Below are 13,874 nucleotides of genomic sequence, written 5' to 3' on the forward strand. Positions count from 1 at the left end.
CTTTCCCCATACCCGGAGCAGGGCATGCCGGGGGAACTTACCTTCCCCCTCCCTCACACCGCGGTGCCCCCACGTCCTCCGAGACGCCCTGAAGGGCTGCGTGCTTGCGCCGCATCACCGAGTGCGGATCCAGACGGTCTTCTCCCGGGTCCACTGGTCGAAGGCGTTGGTCGATTTCTCCACGCCTCCGAACCCTGACTGTTTCCAGCCGCCGAAGGGTGTGGTGATGTCGCCCTCGCTGTAGGAGTTGACGGAGACCACGCCGGCTTGGACGCCGCGTGCCAACCTGAGGGCGGTGTCGAGGTCGCGGGTCCACACCGAGGCGGCGAGCCCGTATTCGGTGGCGTTCGCCAGGTGCATCGCCTCGTCTTCGGAGGTGAAGCTCTGGACGGTGACGACGGGGCCGAACAGTTCCTTGGTGAGCACGTCGCTGCCTTCGGGCGCGTGGGTGACCACGGTGGGCGGGTAGTAGGCCCCACGCTGCGGCAGGCCGTGCGGCAGCCCTCCGGTGTGAATGCGGGCTCCACCGGCCCGGGCGGCTTCCACCGCCGCCGCCACCCGGTCGAAGGCCGCCCGGTTGATCAGTGGCCCCACCTGAGTGCGAGGGTCCGCGGGATCGCCGATGACCAGGCGCTTCGCGGCGATCGTGAACCGCTCCAGCACCTCGTGGGCGATGCTGCGGTGGACCAGGACGCGGGAACCGGCCGTGCAGTTCTGCCCCATCGTCAGGAACGCGGCCTCGATCATGTGGTCGATGAGCTCGTCGCCGTAGGCGAGCGCGTCGGCCATCAGCACCTGGGGGCTCTTGCCGCCCATCTCCAGCGAGACGCGTTTGAAGTTGCTGTCGGCCGCGTCCTTGAGGATGCGGCGCCCGGTTTCGGTGGAGCCGGTGAACGAGAGGGCGCCCACGACGGGGCTGCGGGCCAGGGCTGTGCCGGTGACGGAGCCGTGGCCGGTCAGGACCGTGAGGACCCCCTCGGGGAGGCCGGCCTCCGAGGCGAGTTCGGCCAGGTGCAGGGCCGAACGCGGGGTCGCCTCGGCGGGCTTGAGCAGCAGGCAGTTGCCCGCGGCGAGGGCGGGACCGGCCTTCCACGCGGTCATCGCCAGCGGATAGTTCCAGGGCAGGATCGCCGCCACCACGCCGACCGGCTCCCGAGTCATCAGGCCCAGGCTGTCGTGTCCGGTTCCGGGTGCGATCCTGCCGAACACTTTGTCAGCGGCTTCGGCGAACCAGCGGATCGACTCGACGGCGCCGGGCACATCGCCGGTGAGGCACTCCGCGATCGGCTTTCCCGCGTCCTCGCTGTCCAGCCGGGCCAGAATCCCGGTGTCGCGTTCCATCAGGTCGGCGAGCCGCAGCAGCACCGCGGCGCGTTCCCGGACCGGCAGCTGCGACCACACGCCGGATGCGAAGACCTGCTCGGCCCGCTCAGCCGCCCTGGCGACGTCTTCCGCGCTCGTGGCGGGCACGGTGGTGATCAGCTCCCCGGTGGCCGGGTTGACGACCTTCAGCGTGACGGGGCTCTCGACTGCGGTCATTTCTCCTCCACCAGTTCCCAGCGCCCGTCGACCTGCCGGGCCAGTCCCCGGCGGCGCAGCTCCTCGAGATAGCGGGCCATGCCGCGCTCACCCCTCTGCCGGAACAGCGGGAACACCTTCGGCAACAGGTTCGGCGCCAGCATCGCGAGCCGGACCAGACGGGACTCACCTGTCCGGGGGTACGCCTCCAGGCGGGGCTTGTCGAGCAGGGCCACCACGGCCGCCACGACGTCGGCGGGCTGCTGGGGTGGGTCCTGGAACTGCATGGAGTTCCCGCCGTCCACGGCTTCCTGGCGCAGCATGCGGGTGTCGGTCGCCGACGGCAGCACCGAACCGGCCAGGATGCCCTTGGTCCTCAGGTCGAGCCCAATGGCGAGCATCGCCCCGCGCAGCCCGAACTTCGAGGCCGTGTAGATCGGGGTCTCGCCCAGGGGGAAGATCCCGCCGAGGGAGACGGTGGTGACCACGCGGGCGTCCAGGGACGCCTGCAGCAGCGGGATCGCGATCCTGGTGGCGACCAGCGGCGAGGTCAGGTTGAGGGTGATCTCCTGCTCGATGCTCTCGACGCTGCGCACGTCGAAGCGTTCGGCGCTGGTCATTCCGACGTTGTTGACGAGCACGTCGAGGCGGCCGTACGCGTGGGAGACCTGATCGAAGAGGTGCTCCACCTGGGCCCGGTCCACCAGGTCGCAGCCGATGGCGGTGTGTCCGGCGCCGGGAAGCTCGGCGGCGACCTGCTTGGCACGGGCCCCGTCGATGTCGACGACCACGCAGCGGGCGCCCCCGGCGGCGAAGCGACGGCACATCGCGCTGCCGATCCCACCGGCGCCGCCGGTCACCAGCATGACCTTGTCATGGAAGTCGAAGCCGCTCATGACACCGCCTCCACGTCCCGCAGGGGCCGCACGCGCGGCGGTCGGCCTTCGGTGCGCCAGCCCATCTCGGCCGCGATCCTGGCGAGGTGCTTCACGAGGGCCCCGCTGTCGACGTAGCCGGTGTGCCGTGGGGAGTCGACGAACTTGATGCCGCCGGACAGGTCCGGGCGGTCGGTACGGATCATGGCGGCGAAGCGCTCCGCGTTCGGCAGCCGGTGACGTGCGTCGTGGATGTGCCCGGCGATCAGCTGGGCCTGGGTGTCGAAGAGCCGGTACGCGCCGGAGTTGGTCTCGACGAAGCCGACTCCGAACAGGCCCCGGTGCTCGCGGGAGAACGACGACAGGTACAGGTCGGGGTGCTGCTCGTCGCCGAAGTACCTCTGTGCGACCGGCACCTTGTGGACGTAACCGGTGGCCAGCAGGATCAGGTCGAAGTCGTCGCGGGTGCCGTCCGTGAAGTGGACCGTCCTGCCCTCGGTGCGGGCGATGCCCGGCTTGGCGGTGATGTCCCCGTGCTGGAGGTGGTGGATCAGCATCGAGTTGATCGTGGGGTGGGTCTCGAACAGCTTGTGGTCCGGCTTCTGCAGGCCCAGGCGCGTCGGGTCGCCGTTGAGGATCCGCAGGAGGGTGCCGAAGACCCGCTGCGCCAGCCACATCGGCAGGTGCGGCCCGTCGTTCGCGATGGTGTCCACCGGCCGGCCGAAGAGGTGCTTGGGGATGAACCAGTAGCCGCGGCGCATGCTGATCACCGCGTGGTCGGCGCTGCGGGCCGCGTCGCACGCGATGTCGCAGCCGGAGTTCCCCGCTCCCACGACCAGCACCCGCTTGCCGCGCAGTGCCTCGGCGCTGCGGTAGCCGACCGTGTGGCGCACCTCGCCGGTGAAGTTCCCGGGCAGTTCCGGGACGTTGGGGTGCCACTGGGAACCGGTGCACACCACGACGTGGCTGTGCACGGTTCGCTCTCCGTCGGTCCGGGTGACCGCCCAGGTGCCGTCGGCGTTCTTCTCGACGCTTTCGACCTCGACGCCGAACTGGATGCGCTCCGTCAGTCGGTAGGCGTCGGCGAAGGATTTCAGGTACGAGAGGATCTGCCAGTGCGGGGGATAGTCTGCGAATTCGTCGGGCATGGGAAATCCTCCGAAGCCCGAGAGAGTCCTGCTGGAAATGAAATGGGCCGACTCGTACATCGGGCTGCCGGGGTTGTCGATGTCCCAGATGCCGCCGGGCCCAGTGTGCCGCTCGAGATGCGTGTACGGCAGATCCCGCTCCATCAGGGCTCTGGCGACCGCCAGCCCGGCAGGACCCGCTCCGATCACGCACGTGTCGTACTGAACATTTCCCATGAACCAGATCCTTCTTTCCAGCCGGTCGCCGCCCCATTTCTGAAGGGCTGAAGGGAACTTATTCATTTGCAGTTCGACGGAAAACGGTCCGTGCGGTCAGAGAGGGGGCTTGGGCGGCCAGATGCTCGCCGCCCACGCACCGACCACGCTGCCTCCGAGGCGTCCGGCTGCCGCTCCGGCTCCGGCTGCGACGCGCGGGTGCGGTGTCGCGTGCTCGGGAGAGCCCGGCAGCGGCTGCGTGCGGCCTACGACGTGAACCGGTGGTCGAAGGATCGTGCGGTCGCCAGGATCGCGAGGGCCAGCGCGGCGGGGATCGCGTAGGCGAGTCGGAAGTGGCCGGTGGACCCGAGGACTCCGCTGGCTGCCCCACCGACGAGCACACCCGTGTAGTTGAAGACGTTCATACGGGCCAGGACCGCTTCGGCCGCCCCCGGTCGCAGACGTCCGGCGGACGCGAGACACAGGGGGACGAGTGCGGAGACCCCCAGCCCGGTGCACGCGGCGGCCAGGACCGCGTACGGCCAGGCGGGTGCGGCTGCCAATCCGGCCAGCGCCGTGGCGGTGAGCAGGGTGGCGGCACGGACCACGGCCACGGGGCCGATCGTGCGTACGAGGTGGTCGGCGCAGGCCCGCCCCGTGACGGTGCCGACCTGGTAGGCCGCATAGGCCAGAGGTGCGACGGACAAGGCGGTGTCCAGGGTCTGGCGGAGATAGAGCGTGGACCACGAAGAGACTGTGGAGTCGATGACATAAGCGACCAGCAGGACAAGGCCGAACGGGGCGAGTCTCACCCACAGTCCGCGACCGAGCACGACGGACTCCTCATGGTCGGACACGGCGAGTGGCGAGTCGGTGGGAAGCGCGTGGGAGCGGACGGTCAGGGCGAGGGTCAGGACGAGGCCGGCCTGTGCAGTCAGGGTGTACTCGGCGGACCAGCCGAGGTGAGCCGTGCCCGCCGTGAGGAGAGCGGCCGCGACGCCTGCTGCGCTCCAGGCGGCGTAGAAGGAGGCGAAGATGCTCCGGCCGTAGTGGCGTTCGACAGCCGCGGCCCGGGTGTTCGCCGACACGTCGATGCACCCGAGCGCCATGCCGAACAGCCCGTAGGCCACCGCGGCCGCGGCCCGGTCGGGAGCCCAGCCGATCAGCAGCAGAGCCACGGCGGTCGCCACGACGGCGGCCCGCATGGCGGCGACCAGCCCCAGACGTCGGATCACGGCCAGTCCGGCGAAGCTGCCGACGCCCGCGCTCAGCGCGACGGCCACGACGAGCACGGTCATCGTCAGCGGAGAGAGCGCGAGACGCTCCTTGACCGCGGGCACCGTGGTGGACACCGCGGCCACCGCTGCTCCCTGGGCGGCGAACACCGTCGCCACGACCCGTCGGGCCGTCGCAAGCGGGCTCCGGCGCACAGATCGTCGCCGAGCCGGCGTCTGAAGAGGTGCAGTCATGGTGAGCCTTCGTTTCTTGGGCCCTCGCGCCGGTGTCCCATGCGCCACGGACGGCTGGGCGGGCGGGTTTGCGCACAAGGTAGGGAAGGCGAAAAGGCCCGGTGCAGCGCGCCAGAGGCCGAAGCAGGGGCTTCGGCGGCCACGCCCGCGACAGGCGAGGCCCGGCTGCTTACAGTGAAGCGAGAAACGCCCTGGTGAGAGGGAACGCGATGCCCGATGCCCCCGCCCCGGTCACTTCTCCTGGAACGAGCCGCAGCACCTCGGCCACCATCGCGCCGAACATCCTCCGCTACCTCACCCGGGTCGCCGGCGAGTCCGGCGTCGACCTGCAGCCGCTGCTGACCCGGGTCGGGCTGGACCCGACCGTGATGGGCTCCGCCGCCCTGCGGGTCTCCTACCGGCAGGGCAGCGACGTCATCCGCCAGGCGGTGGAGCGGACCGGGGACGAGCACCTGGGGCTGCGCGTGGGCGCGGCGCAGCACCTGACCGCGTGGGGGCTGATCGGCTTGGCCATGATGGCTGCCGACACTCTCCAGGACGCCATCGAGGCCGGCGTGCGCTATCAGAACCTTTCCGGGGCGATGACGGTGTGGTCGGCCCGCTGGGAGGACGTCGGCTACGTGTTGCGCGCCGATCTGCCGGACCCCGCACTGGATCCGACCGTCGCCGTCTTCCTGATCGAGGAGGCGTACTCCAGCGTCGTCACCCTCACCCGCCTGAGCGTCGGCTCCGCATTCGCTCCCCAGGCGGTCGAGTTCGCCTTCCCCGCCCCGCGCGACACGCGCCCGTTCGACGAACTGTTCCGCTGCCCGCTGCGCTTCGACGCTGCCGGCAACCGCATGGTGATCCCCACTCGGTGGGCCCGTGCGGCCATGCCGGGGCGGGACCCCATCACCTACGATTCGGTGCTCGACGTGCTGGAGAAGGAGATGGCGTCACGGCGCGACCAGCAGGACCTGCTCGAGGTGCTGGAGATCTCCATCGCGCAGAGCCTTCCCGCCGTCCCCTCCTTCCTCGAGCAGGCCCGCCGGCACGCGTCCAGCGAACGCACTCTGCGCCGTCGCCTGGCCGAGTGCGGCACCACCTACGAGGCGATCGTCGACGGGGTACGCCGCGAGCAGGTCGAACAGCTGTTGCGACGACCGGAACTGACGCTCCGTGACATCACACGCCAGGCGGGTTTCGCCGACGTGAGTGCACTGCGGCGGGCGGTGCGCCGGTGGCACGGAGTGACCCCGCTCGAGTTGCGCACCGGACTGCTGAAGCGGGAGGCGCCCCCCGGCCGGCGAGACACGTGACGCTGTCGTCGAACGCCGTGCCGGCAGCGGAGACCTGCCCTGAGGCCGTAGCTGTCTTCTTGCAGGTCGCCGCCGCGTACGCCAGAGCCGTGGAGCCGTACGTCGTCAAGCCCCCGGACTCACTCGCGGGCAACGGACGGGACGCGACGCTCCGGGCCGCCCCCGGTGTCGCAGGCCCGTCGGGCCAGTACCTGGCTCCTTCCGGCCACGACCTCGGGCCGCAGCAGGTCGGCGAGCGTCTCGGCGGGCAACAGTCCTCGTTCCAGGACGAGTTCCGCGACTCCGCAGCCGGTGGCGAGGGCCTCCTTGGCGATCTCGGTGGCGGCCGCGTACCCGATGTGCGGGTTGAGGGCGGTGATCAGGCCGATGGAGTTCTCCACGCTCGCGCGCAGAGCCTCGGTGTTGGCGGTGATGCCGCAGACGCAGCGCTCGGCGAGGGTGAGGCAGGCGCGCTCCAGGTGCGTGATGCTCTCGGAGAGGGAGTGCAGGATGACCGGCTCGAAGGCGTTGAGCTGGAGCTGACCGGCCTCGGCGGCCATCGTGATGGTGACGTCGTTGCCGATCACCTCGAAGGCGACCTGGTTGACCACCTCCGGGATCACCGGGTTCACCTTGCCCGGCATGATGCTCGAACCGGCCTGTACCGGCGGCAGGTTGATCTCGTTCAGGCCCGCGCGCGGCCCGGAGGACAGCAGGCGCAGGTCGTTGCAGCTCTTGGAGAGCTTGACGGCGATCCGCTTGAGGACGCCGGACATCTGGACGAAGGCGCCGCAGTCCTGGGTGGCCTCGACCAGGTTGGCGGCGGTGACCAGCGGCAGCCCGGTGATCTCGGCGAGGTGGCGGCGGGCCGATTCGGCGTACCCGACGGGGGCGTTGAGCCCGGTGCCGATCGCCGTGGCACCGAGGTTGATCTCCTGGATCAGCTCCACCGCCTCGGCGAGTCGGCCGCGATCCTCCTCGATCATGACCGCGTATGCGGAGAACTCCTGCCCGAGCGTCATCGGCACCGCGTCCTGCAGCTGGGTGCGGCCCATTTTGAGGATGTCGCGGAACTCGACCGCCTTGGCGGCGAAGGCGTCCTGGAGCACGGACATGGCCCTGAGCAGACCGTGCACCGCCCACACGGTCGCGATCTTGACGGCGGTCGGGTAGACGTCGTTGGTGGACTGGCCGAGGTTGACGTCCTCGTTGGGGTGCAGGTGCCGGTACTCGCCCTTGGCGTGCCCCAGCAGTTCCAGCGCCCGGTTCGCGATCACCTCGTTGGCGTTCATGTTGGTCGAGGTGCCCGCGCCGCCCTGGATGACGTCGACCACGAACTGGTCGTGCAGCTTGCCTTCGCGGATCTCCCGGCAGGCCTCCACGATGGCGGCCGCCTTCCTCGGCTCCAGCAGGCCGAGTTCCTCGTTGGCGAGGGCGGCGGCCTCCTTGACGGCGGCGAGGGCGTCGATCAGGTGCGGGTAGGCGGAGATCGGCGTCCCTGTGATGGGGAAGTTCTCCCGGGCGCGCAGGGTGTGGATGCCCCAGTACGCCTCGGCGGGTACGTCGCGGTCGCCGATCAAGTCGTGCTCGCTGCGGGTGGCTCTGGCGGTCATGGCGGTGCGGGCCTTCTCTCGGAGCAGGTTCAGGCGTGGGGTACTTGGAGTGCGGCAAGGAGCGAGGCGGTGAGGAACCGCGGGGACTTCCCACGACCGCTTCCCGGAAAGTCCCCGCAGTGTCACCGCCGTCGGCGTCGGCTCAGAGCAGCTTGTCCTTCGCCTTGTAGTACGCGCCGCCGAACGGCAGGAACCAGGGAGTGCCGTTGTAGAAGGGGACGGGCACCTTCGGGAAGCCGAAGCCGCGCATCGGGTTGGCCTCGGGCTTGCCGTCCATCATCTCGGCGACCGCGCGGCCCATGTACGTGGCCATCTGCACGCCGTGACCGCAGTAACCCATGGAGTAGTACAGGCCGTTGACGTCACCCGCGTGCGGGATGCGGTCCCAGGAGAAGCCGACCATGCCGCCCCAGACGTAGTCGATCCGCACCCCCGCCAGCTGCGGGAAGATCTCCGTCATCTCCCGCTTGAGGATGTCGCCGCTCTTGACGTCGGACGCCGGATTGGAAGGGGCGAATCGGGCCCGGCCGCCGAAGGCGAGGCGGTTGTCCGGCGTGAGACGGATGTAGTTGCCGACATTCTTGTGGGCGACCAGCAGGCGGCCGTTGGGGATGAGCTCCTTGGCGCGCGCCTCCCCCAGCGGCTCGGTCACGATGATGAAGCTGCCGACGTTGATCAGCCGCTTGCGGAACCACGGCATCGAATTGTCGGTGTAGGCATCCGTCGCCGCCATGACCTGCTTGGCACGGATGGTGCCGCGCATGGTCTCCACCACGAAGCCGCCGCCAGGGAGGCGGGTGAGGCCGGTGGCGGCGTTGCGCTCGTGGATCTCGGCACCGGCACGCTCGGCGGCGTCTGCCAGGCCGACGACGAACTTGCCCACGTGCAGGGCCGCGCCGAGCGGGTCGAGCAGGGCGCCGTGGTAGTGGTCCGAGCCCAGCTCGGCGCGCAGCTCGCTCTTGCTCAGGACGACCGTCTCGTGACCGAAGTTCTCCGCCAGGTCGCGCTGCTTGGCGTGCATGCCCTCGAGGTGCTTGGGCTTGCAGACCAAGCCGAGGCGCCCGGCACGGTGGAAGTCGCAGTCGATCTTCTCCCTGACCGCAATCTCCTCGACGAGGTCCACTGCGACGCGGAACGCGTCGTAGAGCTCGCGAGCACGTTCCTGCCCGTAGCGCTGGCGGGCCTGGGCCGGGCTGATGGTGATGCCGGGGTTGCAGTGGCTGCCGTTGCGCCCGGAGGCGCCCGAACCGACCTGGTCCTTCTCGACCAGGACGACCCGGGCACCCTTACGGGCGGCGTGGTAAGCGGTGGACAGGCCGGTGAGGCCGCCGCCGATCACCACCACATCCGCCTCGTCGGGCAGGTCCTTCCCGGAACGGTCGGGCAGGGCGGGGGCTGTGTCCATCCAGTAGGGGATCTGCTTCATGGCGTGCGTCCTCTGTGTTCTCGGTCTGTTTCGCCGGTTGCGCCGTTGGTCAGCAGCCGAGCAGCTTCGGCAGGCCCGACAGGTCGGGCAGCTCGTCGTACGGCTGGTAGTCGGCGCTGCCCTTGCGGCCGTAGCGGTTGATCCACACCCGGCGCTTCAGGCCCAGGTCGCGGGTCGGGATGTGGTCGTACTCCCAGCCCTGCGCGACGTGGATGACCTGCGACGACTCGACACCCATGGTCCGGAAGGCGTGCTTGAAGGTCTGGCGGTCCGGCTTGTAGGCACCGGCCTGCTGGGCGGTGATGACGTAGTCGAACTCGACGCCGATGTTCTCGACGTTCCGCGCGATCAGGTTGTCGTCGGAGTTGGAGATGATGGCGATCTCGTACTTGGTCTTCAGCTTCCGCAGGGCCTCCGGGACCTCCGGCCAGGGGCCGAAGGTGGGGACGGCGTCCACGAGGGCCTCGCCGTCGGTCTCGCGGTACTCCAGGCCGTGCAGGCGCATGGCGTTGCGCAGGCTGGAGTGCAGGACCTCGTGGTAGGGGCGGTAGGCCTCCAGGACGGCCTGGAAGCGCATGACGCGGAAGTCGTCGAGGAACTCGTCGACATCCAGGTTGTCCAGGTCGAGCCGGTCCTCGAGGACCCTCAGGGTCGTGGGGCCGAGCTCGAAGTTGATCAGGGTTGCATAGGCGTCGAAGGTGACGATCTCTCGCATGGTGTTCAGCCTCTGTCTCGCGGGTTTTCAGAGTGAGTGGGGGGCTTCAGACGACGCGTTCGCCGGGGGCAACGATCGCGTCCAGTGCGGCCAGGTCGGCCGCGTCGGGGATCCAGTCGGCCGCCGCCGCGTTGGCGGTGACCTGTTCGGGTGTCATGGCGCCGCAGATGACGGAGCCGACGGCGGGCAGGGCGGCCAGTCCGCCCACCGCGACCTGGAGGAGGGCCAGGCCGCGTTCGGTGCCGTACGCGGTGAGGGCCTCGACCTTCTCCAGGGCCTCGTCGGTGAGCCAGCCCTGCCGCCAGGACAGGCGGCTGCCGGGCGGGGGTGCCTCGCCGCGGCGGTACTTGCCGCTGAGCAGGCCGTTGGCCAGCGGGTAGTACGGGAGGAGACCGACGCCGTGGCGCAGGCAGGCGGGGATCAGGTCGTACTCCACGCTGCGGTCGAGCAGGTGGTAGCGGGCCTGGGCGGACACGAAGGCGTCGGTGAGGTGCTCGGCCGGGAGGTTGGAGCAGCCGATGTACCTGATCTTGCCCTCGTCGACCAGCTCCAGCAGTGCGGCGACCGTCTCGTCGAGCGGGGTGACGCCGTCCGGCTCGTGGTACTGGTACAGGTCGATCCGGTCGGTGCCGAGCCGGCGCAGCGACGCCTCGACCGCGTACCGGATGTAGGGGCGGGCGCCCCGCCGGCCGTACAGGTCGGCCTCGCGCCCCATCTCCATACCGAACTTGGTGGCCAGGACGACATCGTCCCGGCGCCCCTTCAAGGCCGCACCCAGGAGCCGTTCGCCGTCGCCGCGCGAGCCCCCCCCGTTCGCCGGACCCGCCGTACATGTCGGCGGTGTCGAACAGGGTGATCCCGGCGTCGAGGGCCGCGTGGACGACCGCCTTCGTGCCCTCCTCGTCGAGGCGGGAGCCGAAGTTGTTGCCTCCGACACCGACGACGGAGACGGTCGGTCCGCATTGGCCCAGGGTGCGGTACCTCATGACCGGCTCCCGAACCCGATGCAGACGTTCTTGGTCTGTGTGTAGCTCGCCAGGGCCTCCAAGCCCTTCTCCCGGCCCCAGCCGCTGTGCTTGTAGCCGCCGAAGGGCAGCTCGACCCCGGTGCCGACGCCGGTGGCGTTGACGGAGACCTGGCCTGCCCGGATGCCCTCGGCCAGGCGCATCGCCTTGTCGATGTCACGGGTCCAGACGTAGGAGGACAGGCCGTAGGGGCTGTCGTTGGCGATCTGGAGGGCCTCTTCGGCATCGGCGAACTCGATGACCGTGACGACGGGGCCGAAGATCTCCTCCCGGGCGCAACGGGCCTGGTTGGTGAGGCCGGTGAGGACCGTCGGCTCGACGAAGTAGCCGTCGGCCAGCTCGGGGTCGGACGGGGCGCCCCCGCCGACGCGGACCGTCGCACCCTCCTGCCGTGCCAGGTCCACGTAGCCGAGCACCCGGTCGCGCTGCCGGGCGGCGACGAGCGGACCGATGTCCGGGTCGGTGAGGCCGGGGCCGACGCGCAGGGCGGCGACCTTCTCGACGAGCCGGTCCAGGAACTCCTCGGCGCCGCGCTGCAGGAGCAGCCGGGTACCGGCCGAGCACATCTGTCCGGCGTTGCTGAACGAAGCGCCCATGATCGCCGTCAGTGCCAGGTCGAAGTCGGCGTCGGCGAAGACGATGAACGGCGACTTGCCGCCCAGCTCGGTGACGGACGGAACCACGTTGGCGGCGGCCGCCTGGGCGACCTTGATGCCGGTGGGCACCGAGCCGGTGAAGGTGACCTGGTCGATGTCCGGGTGGCCGGCGAGGGCCGCGCCGGTCTCGCCGTCGCCGGGGACGACGTTCAGCACGCCCGGCGGGAGACCGCACTCCAGGGCGATCCTGCCGATCTCCAGCGGCGTGAGCGGCGCCTCGGGCGACGGCTTGAGCACCACCGTGCAGCCCGCCGCCAGTGCCGGAGCGGAGCCCCGTGCGGTGTTCTGGAGCGGGTAGTTGAAGGGGATGATCTGGCCGGAGACGCCGATCGGCTCGCGGACGGTGTAGTCGATCAGGCCGGGGCCGAGTGGGATCGTCGTGCCGCCGAGCTTGTCCGCGACGCCCGCGTAGAACTCGAAGTAGCGGGCGGCGGCCTCGACATCGGCCTTCGCCTGGCCGAGCGGCTTGCCGACGTCCTGGCTCTCCAGGCGGGCCAGCCGTTCGCCCTGGTAGCGGATGGCCTCGGCGATCCGGTACAGGATCCGGCCCCGGTCGGCGGCGCGCATCCGGGCCCACTCAGGTGCCGTGAACGCCGCGCGGGCGGCGGCCACCGCCCGGTCCACGTCGGCCGGACCGGCCAGCGCCACCTGGGCGATGGCCGTCCCGTCGGACGGGTCGAGGACGGTGAAGGAGCGGTCGTCGGCGGCGGGGACCTGCTTGCCGTCGATGAGCAGTTCGGTCAGCTGCAGTTCGCCGCTCATGGCCGGATCTCCCCCAGCACCTCGCCGAAGATGACGACCTCGTCGCCGGGGCGGACCGTGCGGATCCGGCGCACCCAGAGCACGATGCCGTCCTGCGGGGCGCTGACCTCTTCCAGCGTGTTGCCGTAGTGGTCGGTGATGGTCGCGATCAGATCGCCTTCCTTGCAGGTCTCCCCCGGCTCGGCGCGGGCGACGAAGAAGCCGCCGGCGGCGGAGCGGGCGAAGGTGCCGGAGACGGTCGTGTAGGTGTCCCGCAGCTCGGCCTCGCCGTCGATCATGCCGAGGCTGCGCAGGATGTTGCGGATCGAGTTCATGTGGTGCTCGACGTTGGTCTCGCGGTACGTGGCGCCACCGCACTCGATGGTGATGGCGGGCTTGCCGGCCGCGAGAACGGGGTGGCGGACCGTGCCGCCCCACTTGCCGCCCTTCCAGACCAACTCGTGCCCGGCGGCCAGGGCCAGGTCCGTCGCCAGGTCCTCGTAGCCACCCTGGAGGATGACCAGCGGGGCGATCTCGCCGTAGGCGCCGCCGGTGTGCAGGTCGACCACTGCGTCGACGGCGGGGACCACCTGCTCGACGAAGGTGGCGGCCAGACGCTGCGAGTACGACCCCTCCGAGTCGCCCGGGAAGATGCGGTTGAGGTTCAGGTGGTCGATGCCGCTCGCGCGGGCGGCCACCTCGAACGCCGGGGTGTTCAGGCAGGGGATGCCGACGACGGTGCCCCGCAGGGTGTCCGGGTCGATCTCGGCGAGGACGCGCCGGATGGCCTCCTGGCCGTCGTACTCGTCGCCGTGCACGCCCGCGTCCACGCACAGGACCGGGCCGTCCTGGGCGCCGTTGACGACGATCAGCGGAATGCCGAGGTCCACGCCGTAGCTGCTGGTGCCGACCGGGATCAGGCCCTGGGCTCGCTCGCCCGGGGCGACGGTCAGCGGACCGATGGAGTACATGTCGTTCCTTCCCAAAATGTGGATCAGATGCGGGCCGATGCCTCGGCGAGGATGCCCGCTGTCGAGGACGGCGCGGTCGCTGATCAGCGGGGGCGCGATCTGGACCAGCAGCGAGGTCACGAGCTTGACCAGCGTCTTGTTCTCGCCGATCCACTCGGTTCGAGGCTGCCCAGTCGCTGCGAGGTGAGCTTGGAGTTCTACAGCCAGTCGGCCAGTTCGGGTTGTCGGCAGCGATTACCGCGTGT

General features: G+C 70.2%; 11 protein-coding genes and 1 pseudogene. 1 reads left to right on the forward strand and 11 read right to left on the reverse strand.

What is annotated here, in order from left to right; all coding sequences use genetic code 11:
- Positions 1 to 114: 114 nt before the first annotated feature.
- The 4 genes from N8I84_RS05975 to N8I84_RS05990 all read right to left on the reverse strand — a co-directional run bounded on the left by N8I84_RS05975 (position 115) and on the right by N8I84_RS05990 (position 5,130).
- Positions 115 to 1,539, reverse strand: a complete 1,425-nt coding sequence (locus N8I84_RS05975) for an aldehyde dehydrogenase family protein (RefSeq protein WP_263228569.1) — start codon at positions 1,537 to 1,539, stop codon at positions 115 to 117.
- Positions 1,536 to 2,414: an SDR family NAD(P)-dependent oxidoreductase gene (locus tag N8I84_RS05980; RefSeq protein ID WP_263228570.1), complete on the reverse strand. Its 879-nt coding sequence runs from the start codon at positions 2,412 to 2,414 to the stop codon at positions 1,536 to 1,538. Before N8I84_RS05980 ends, N8I84_RS05975 begins: the two co-directional genes overlap by 4 nt.
- Complete coding sequence (locus N8I84_RS05985) at positions 2,411 to 3,757, reverse strand: flavin-containing monooxygenase (RefSeq protein ID WP_263228571.1); 1,347 nt, start codon at positions 3,755 to 3,757, stop codon at positions 2,411 to 2,413. Before N8I84_RS05985 ends, N8I84_RS05980 begins: the two co-directional genes overlap by 4 nt.
- Before the next feature lie 245 nt (positions 3,758 to 4,002).
- Complete coding sequence (locus tag N8I84_RS05990; protein ID WP_263228572.1) at positions 4,003 to 5,130, reverse strand: MFS transporter; 1,128 nt, start codon at positions 5,128 to 5,130, stop codon at positions 4,003 to 4,005.
- A gap of 284 nt (positions 5,131 to 5,414) precedes the next feature.
- Here N8I84_RS05990 and N8I84_RS05995 point away from each other — a divergent pair, with 284 nt between their 5' ends.
- Positions 5,415 to 6,503 (forward strand): AraC family transcriptional regulator, encoded by a 1,089-nt coding sequence (locus tag N8I84_RS05995; protein WP_263228573.1) that lies wholly within the window; start codon positions 5,415 to 5,417, stop codon positions 6,501 to 6,503.
- Positions 6,504 to 6,622: 119 nt separating this feature from the next.
- Here N8I84_RS05995 and aspA read toward each other — a convergent pair whose 3' ends face one another.
- The 7 genes and pseudogenes from aspA to N8I84_RS06025 all read right to left on the reverse strand — a co-directional run bounded on the left by aspA (position 6,623) and on the right by N8I84_RS06025 (position 13,749).
- On the reverse strand, positions 6,623 to 8,095 hold the full coding sequence (gene aspA / locus N8I84_RS06000; RefSeq protein ID WP_263228574.1) for an aspartate ammonia-lyase: 1,473 nt from the start codon (positions 8,093 to 8,095) through the stop codon (positions 6,623 to 6,625).
- 142 nt (positions 8,096 to 8,237) lie between these two features.
- Positions 8,238 to 9,521: an NAD(P)/FAD-dependent oxidoreductase gene (locus tag N8I84_RS06005; RefSeq protein ID WP_263228575.1), complete on the reverse strand. Its 1,284-nt coding sequence runs from the start codon at positions 9,519 to 9,521 to the stop codon at positions 8,238 to 8,240.
- Between the two features lie 49 nt (positions 9,522 to 9,570).
- Positions 9,571 to 10,236, reverse strand: a complete 666-nt coding sequence (locus tag N8I84_RS06010; RefSeq protein WP_263228576.1) for a haloacid dehalogenase type II — start codon at positions 10,234 to 10,236, stop codon at positions 9,571 to 9,573.
- A gap of 46 nt (positions 10,237 to 10,282) precedes the next feature.
- The gene (locus tag N8I84_RS06015; RefSeq protein ID WP_390898858.1) at positions 10,283 to 11,002 is read right to left on the reverse strand and encodes an aldo/keto reductase; all 720 of its coding nucleotides are present in this window, start codon (positions 11,000 to 11,002) and stop codon (positions 10,283 to 10,285) included.
- Between the two features lie 109 nt (positions 11,003 to 11,111).
- Positions 11,112 to 11,222: pseudogene (locus tag N8I84_RS43075) on the reverse strand (aldo/keto reductase); the annotation flags it as partial.
- Positions 11,219 to 12,679, reverse strand: coding sequence for an aldehyde dehydrogenase family protein (locus N8I84_RS06020; protein WP_263228577.1), 1,461 nt, complete (start codon positions 12,677 to 12,679; stop codon positions 11,219 to 11,221). The gene N8I84_RS06020 and the pseudogene N8I84_RS43075, both read right to left, overlap by 4 nt.
- Positions 12,676 to 13,749: a succinylglutamate desuccinylase/aspartoacylase family protein gene (locus N8I84_RS06025; protein WP_263228578.1), complete on the reverse strand. Its 1,074-nt coding sequence runs from the start codon at positions 13,747 to 13,749 to the stop codon at positions 12,676 to 12,678. Before N8I84_RS06025 ends, N8I84_RS06020 begins: the two co-directional genes overlap by 4 nt.
- Positions 13,750 to 13,874: the final 125 nt, after the last annotated feature.

Origin of the sequence: Streptomyces cynarae, assembly GCF_025642135.1 — a bacterium.
Classification (GTDB): domain Bacteria; phylum Actinomycetota; class Actinomycetes; order Streptomycetales; family Streptomycetaceae; genus Streptomyces; species Streptomyces cynarae.

Coding starts and splice junctions, on each gene's coding strand:
- N8I84_RS05975 (WP_263228569.1), bottom strand. CDS start 1,539: ATGACCGCAGTCGAGAGCCCCGTCACGCTGAAGGTCGTCAACCCGGCC.
- N8I84_RS05980 (WP_263228570.1), bottom strand. CDS start 2,414: ATGAGCGGCTTCGACTTCCATGACAAGGTCATGCTGGTGACCGGCGGC.
- N8I84_RS05985 (WP_263228571.1), bottom strand. CDS start 3,757: ATGGGAAATGTTCAGTACGACACGTGCGTGATCGGAGCGGGTCCTGCC.
- N8I84_RS05995 (WP_263228573.1), top strand. CDS start 5,415: ATGCCCGATGCCCCCGCCCCGGTCACTTCTCCTGGAACGAGCCGCAGC.
- aspA (WP_263228574.1), bottom strand. CDS start 8,095: ATGACCGCCAGAGCCACCCGCAGCGAGCACGACTTGATCGGCGACCGC.
- N8I84_RS06005 (WP_263228575.1), bottom strand. CDS start 9,521: ATGAAGCAGATCCCCTACTGGATGGACACAGCCCCCGCCCTGCCCGAC.
- N8I84_RS06010 (WP_263228576.1), bottom strand. CDS start 10,236: ATGCGAGAGATCGTCACCTTCGACGCCTATGCAACCCTGATCAACTTC.
- N8I84_RS06020 (WP_263228577.1), bottom strand. CDS start 12,679: ATGAGCGGCGAACTGCAGCTGACCGAACTGCTCATCGACGGCAAGCAG.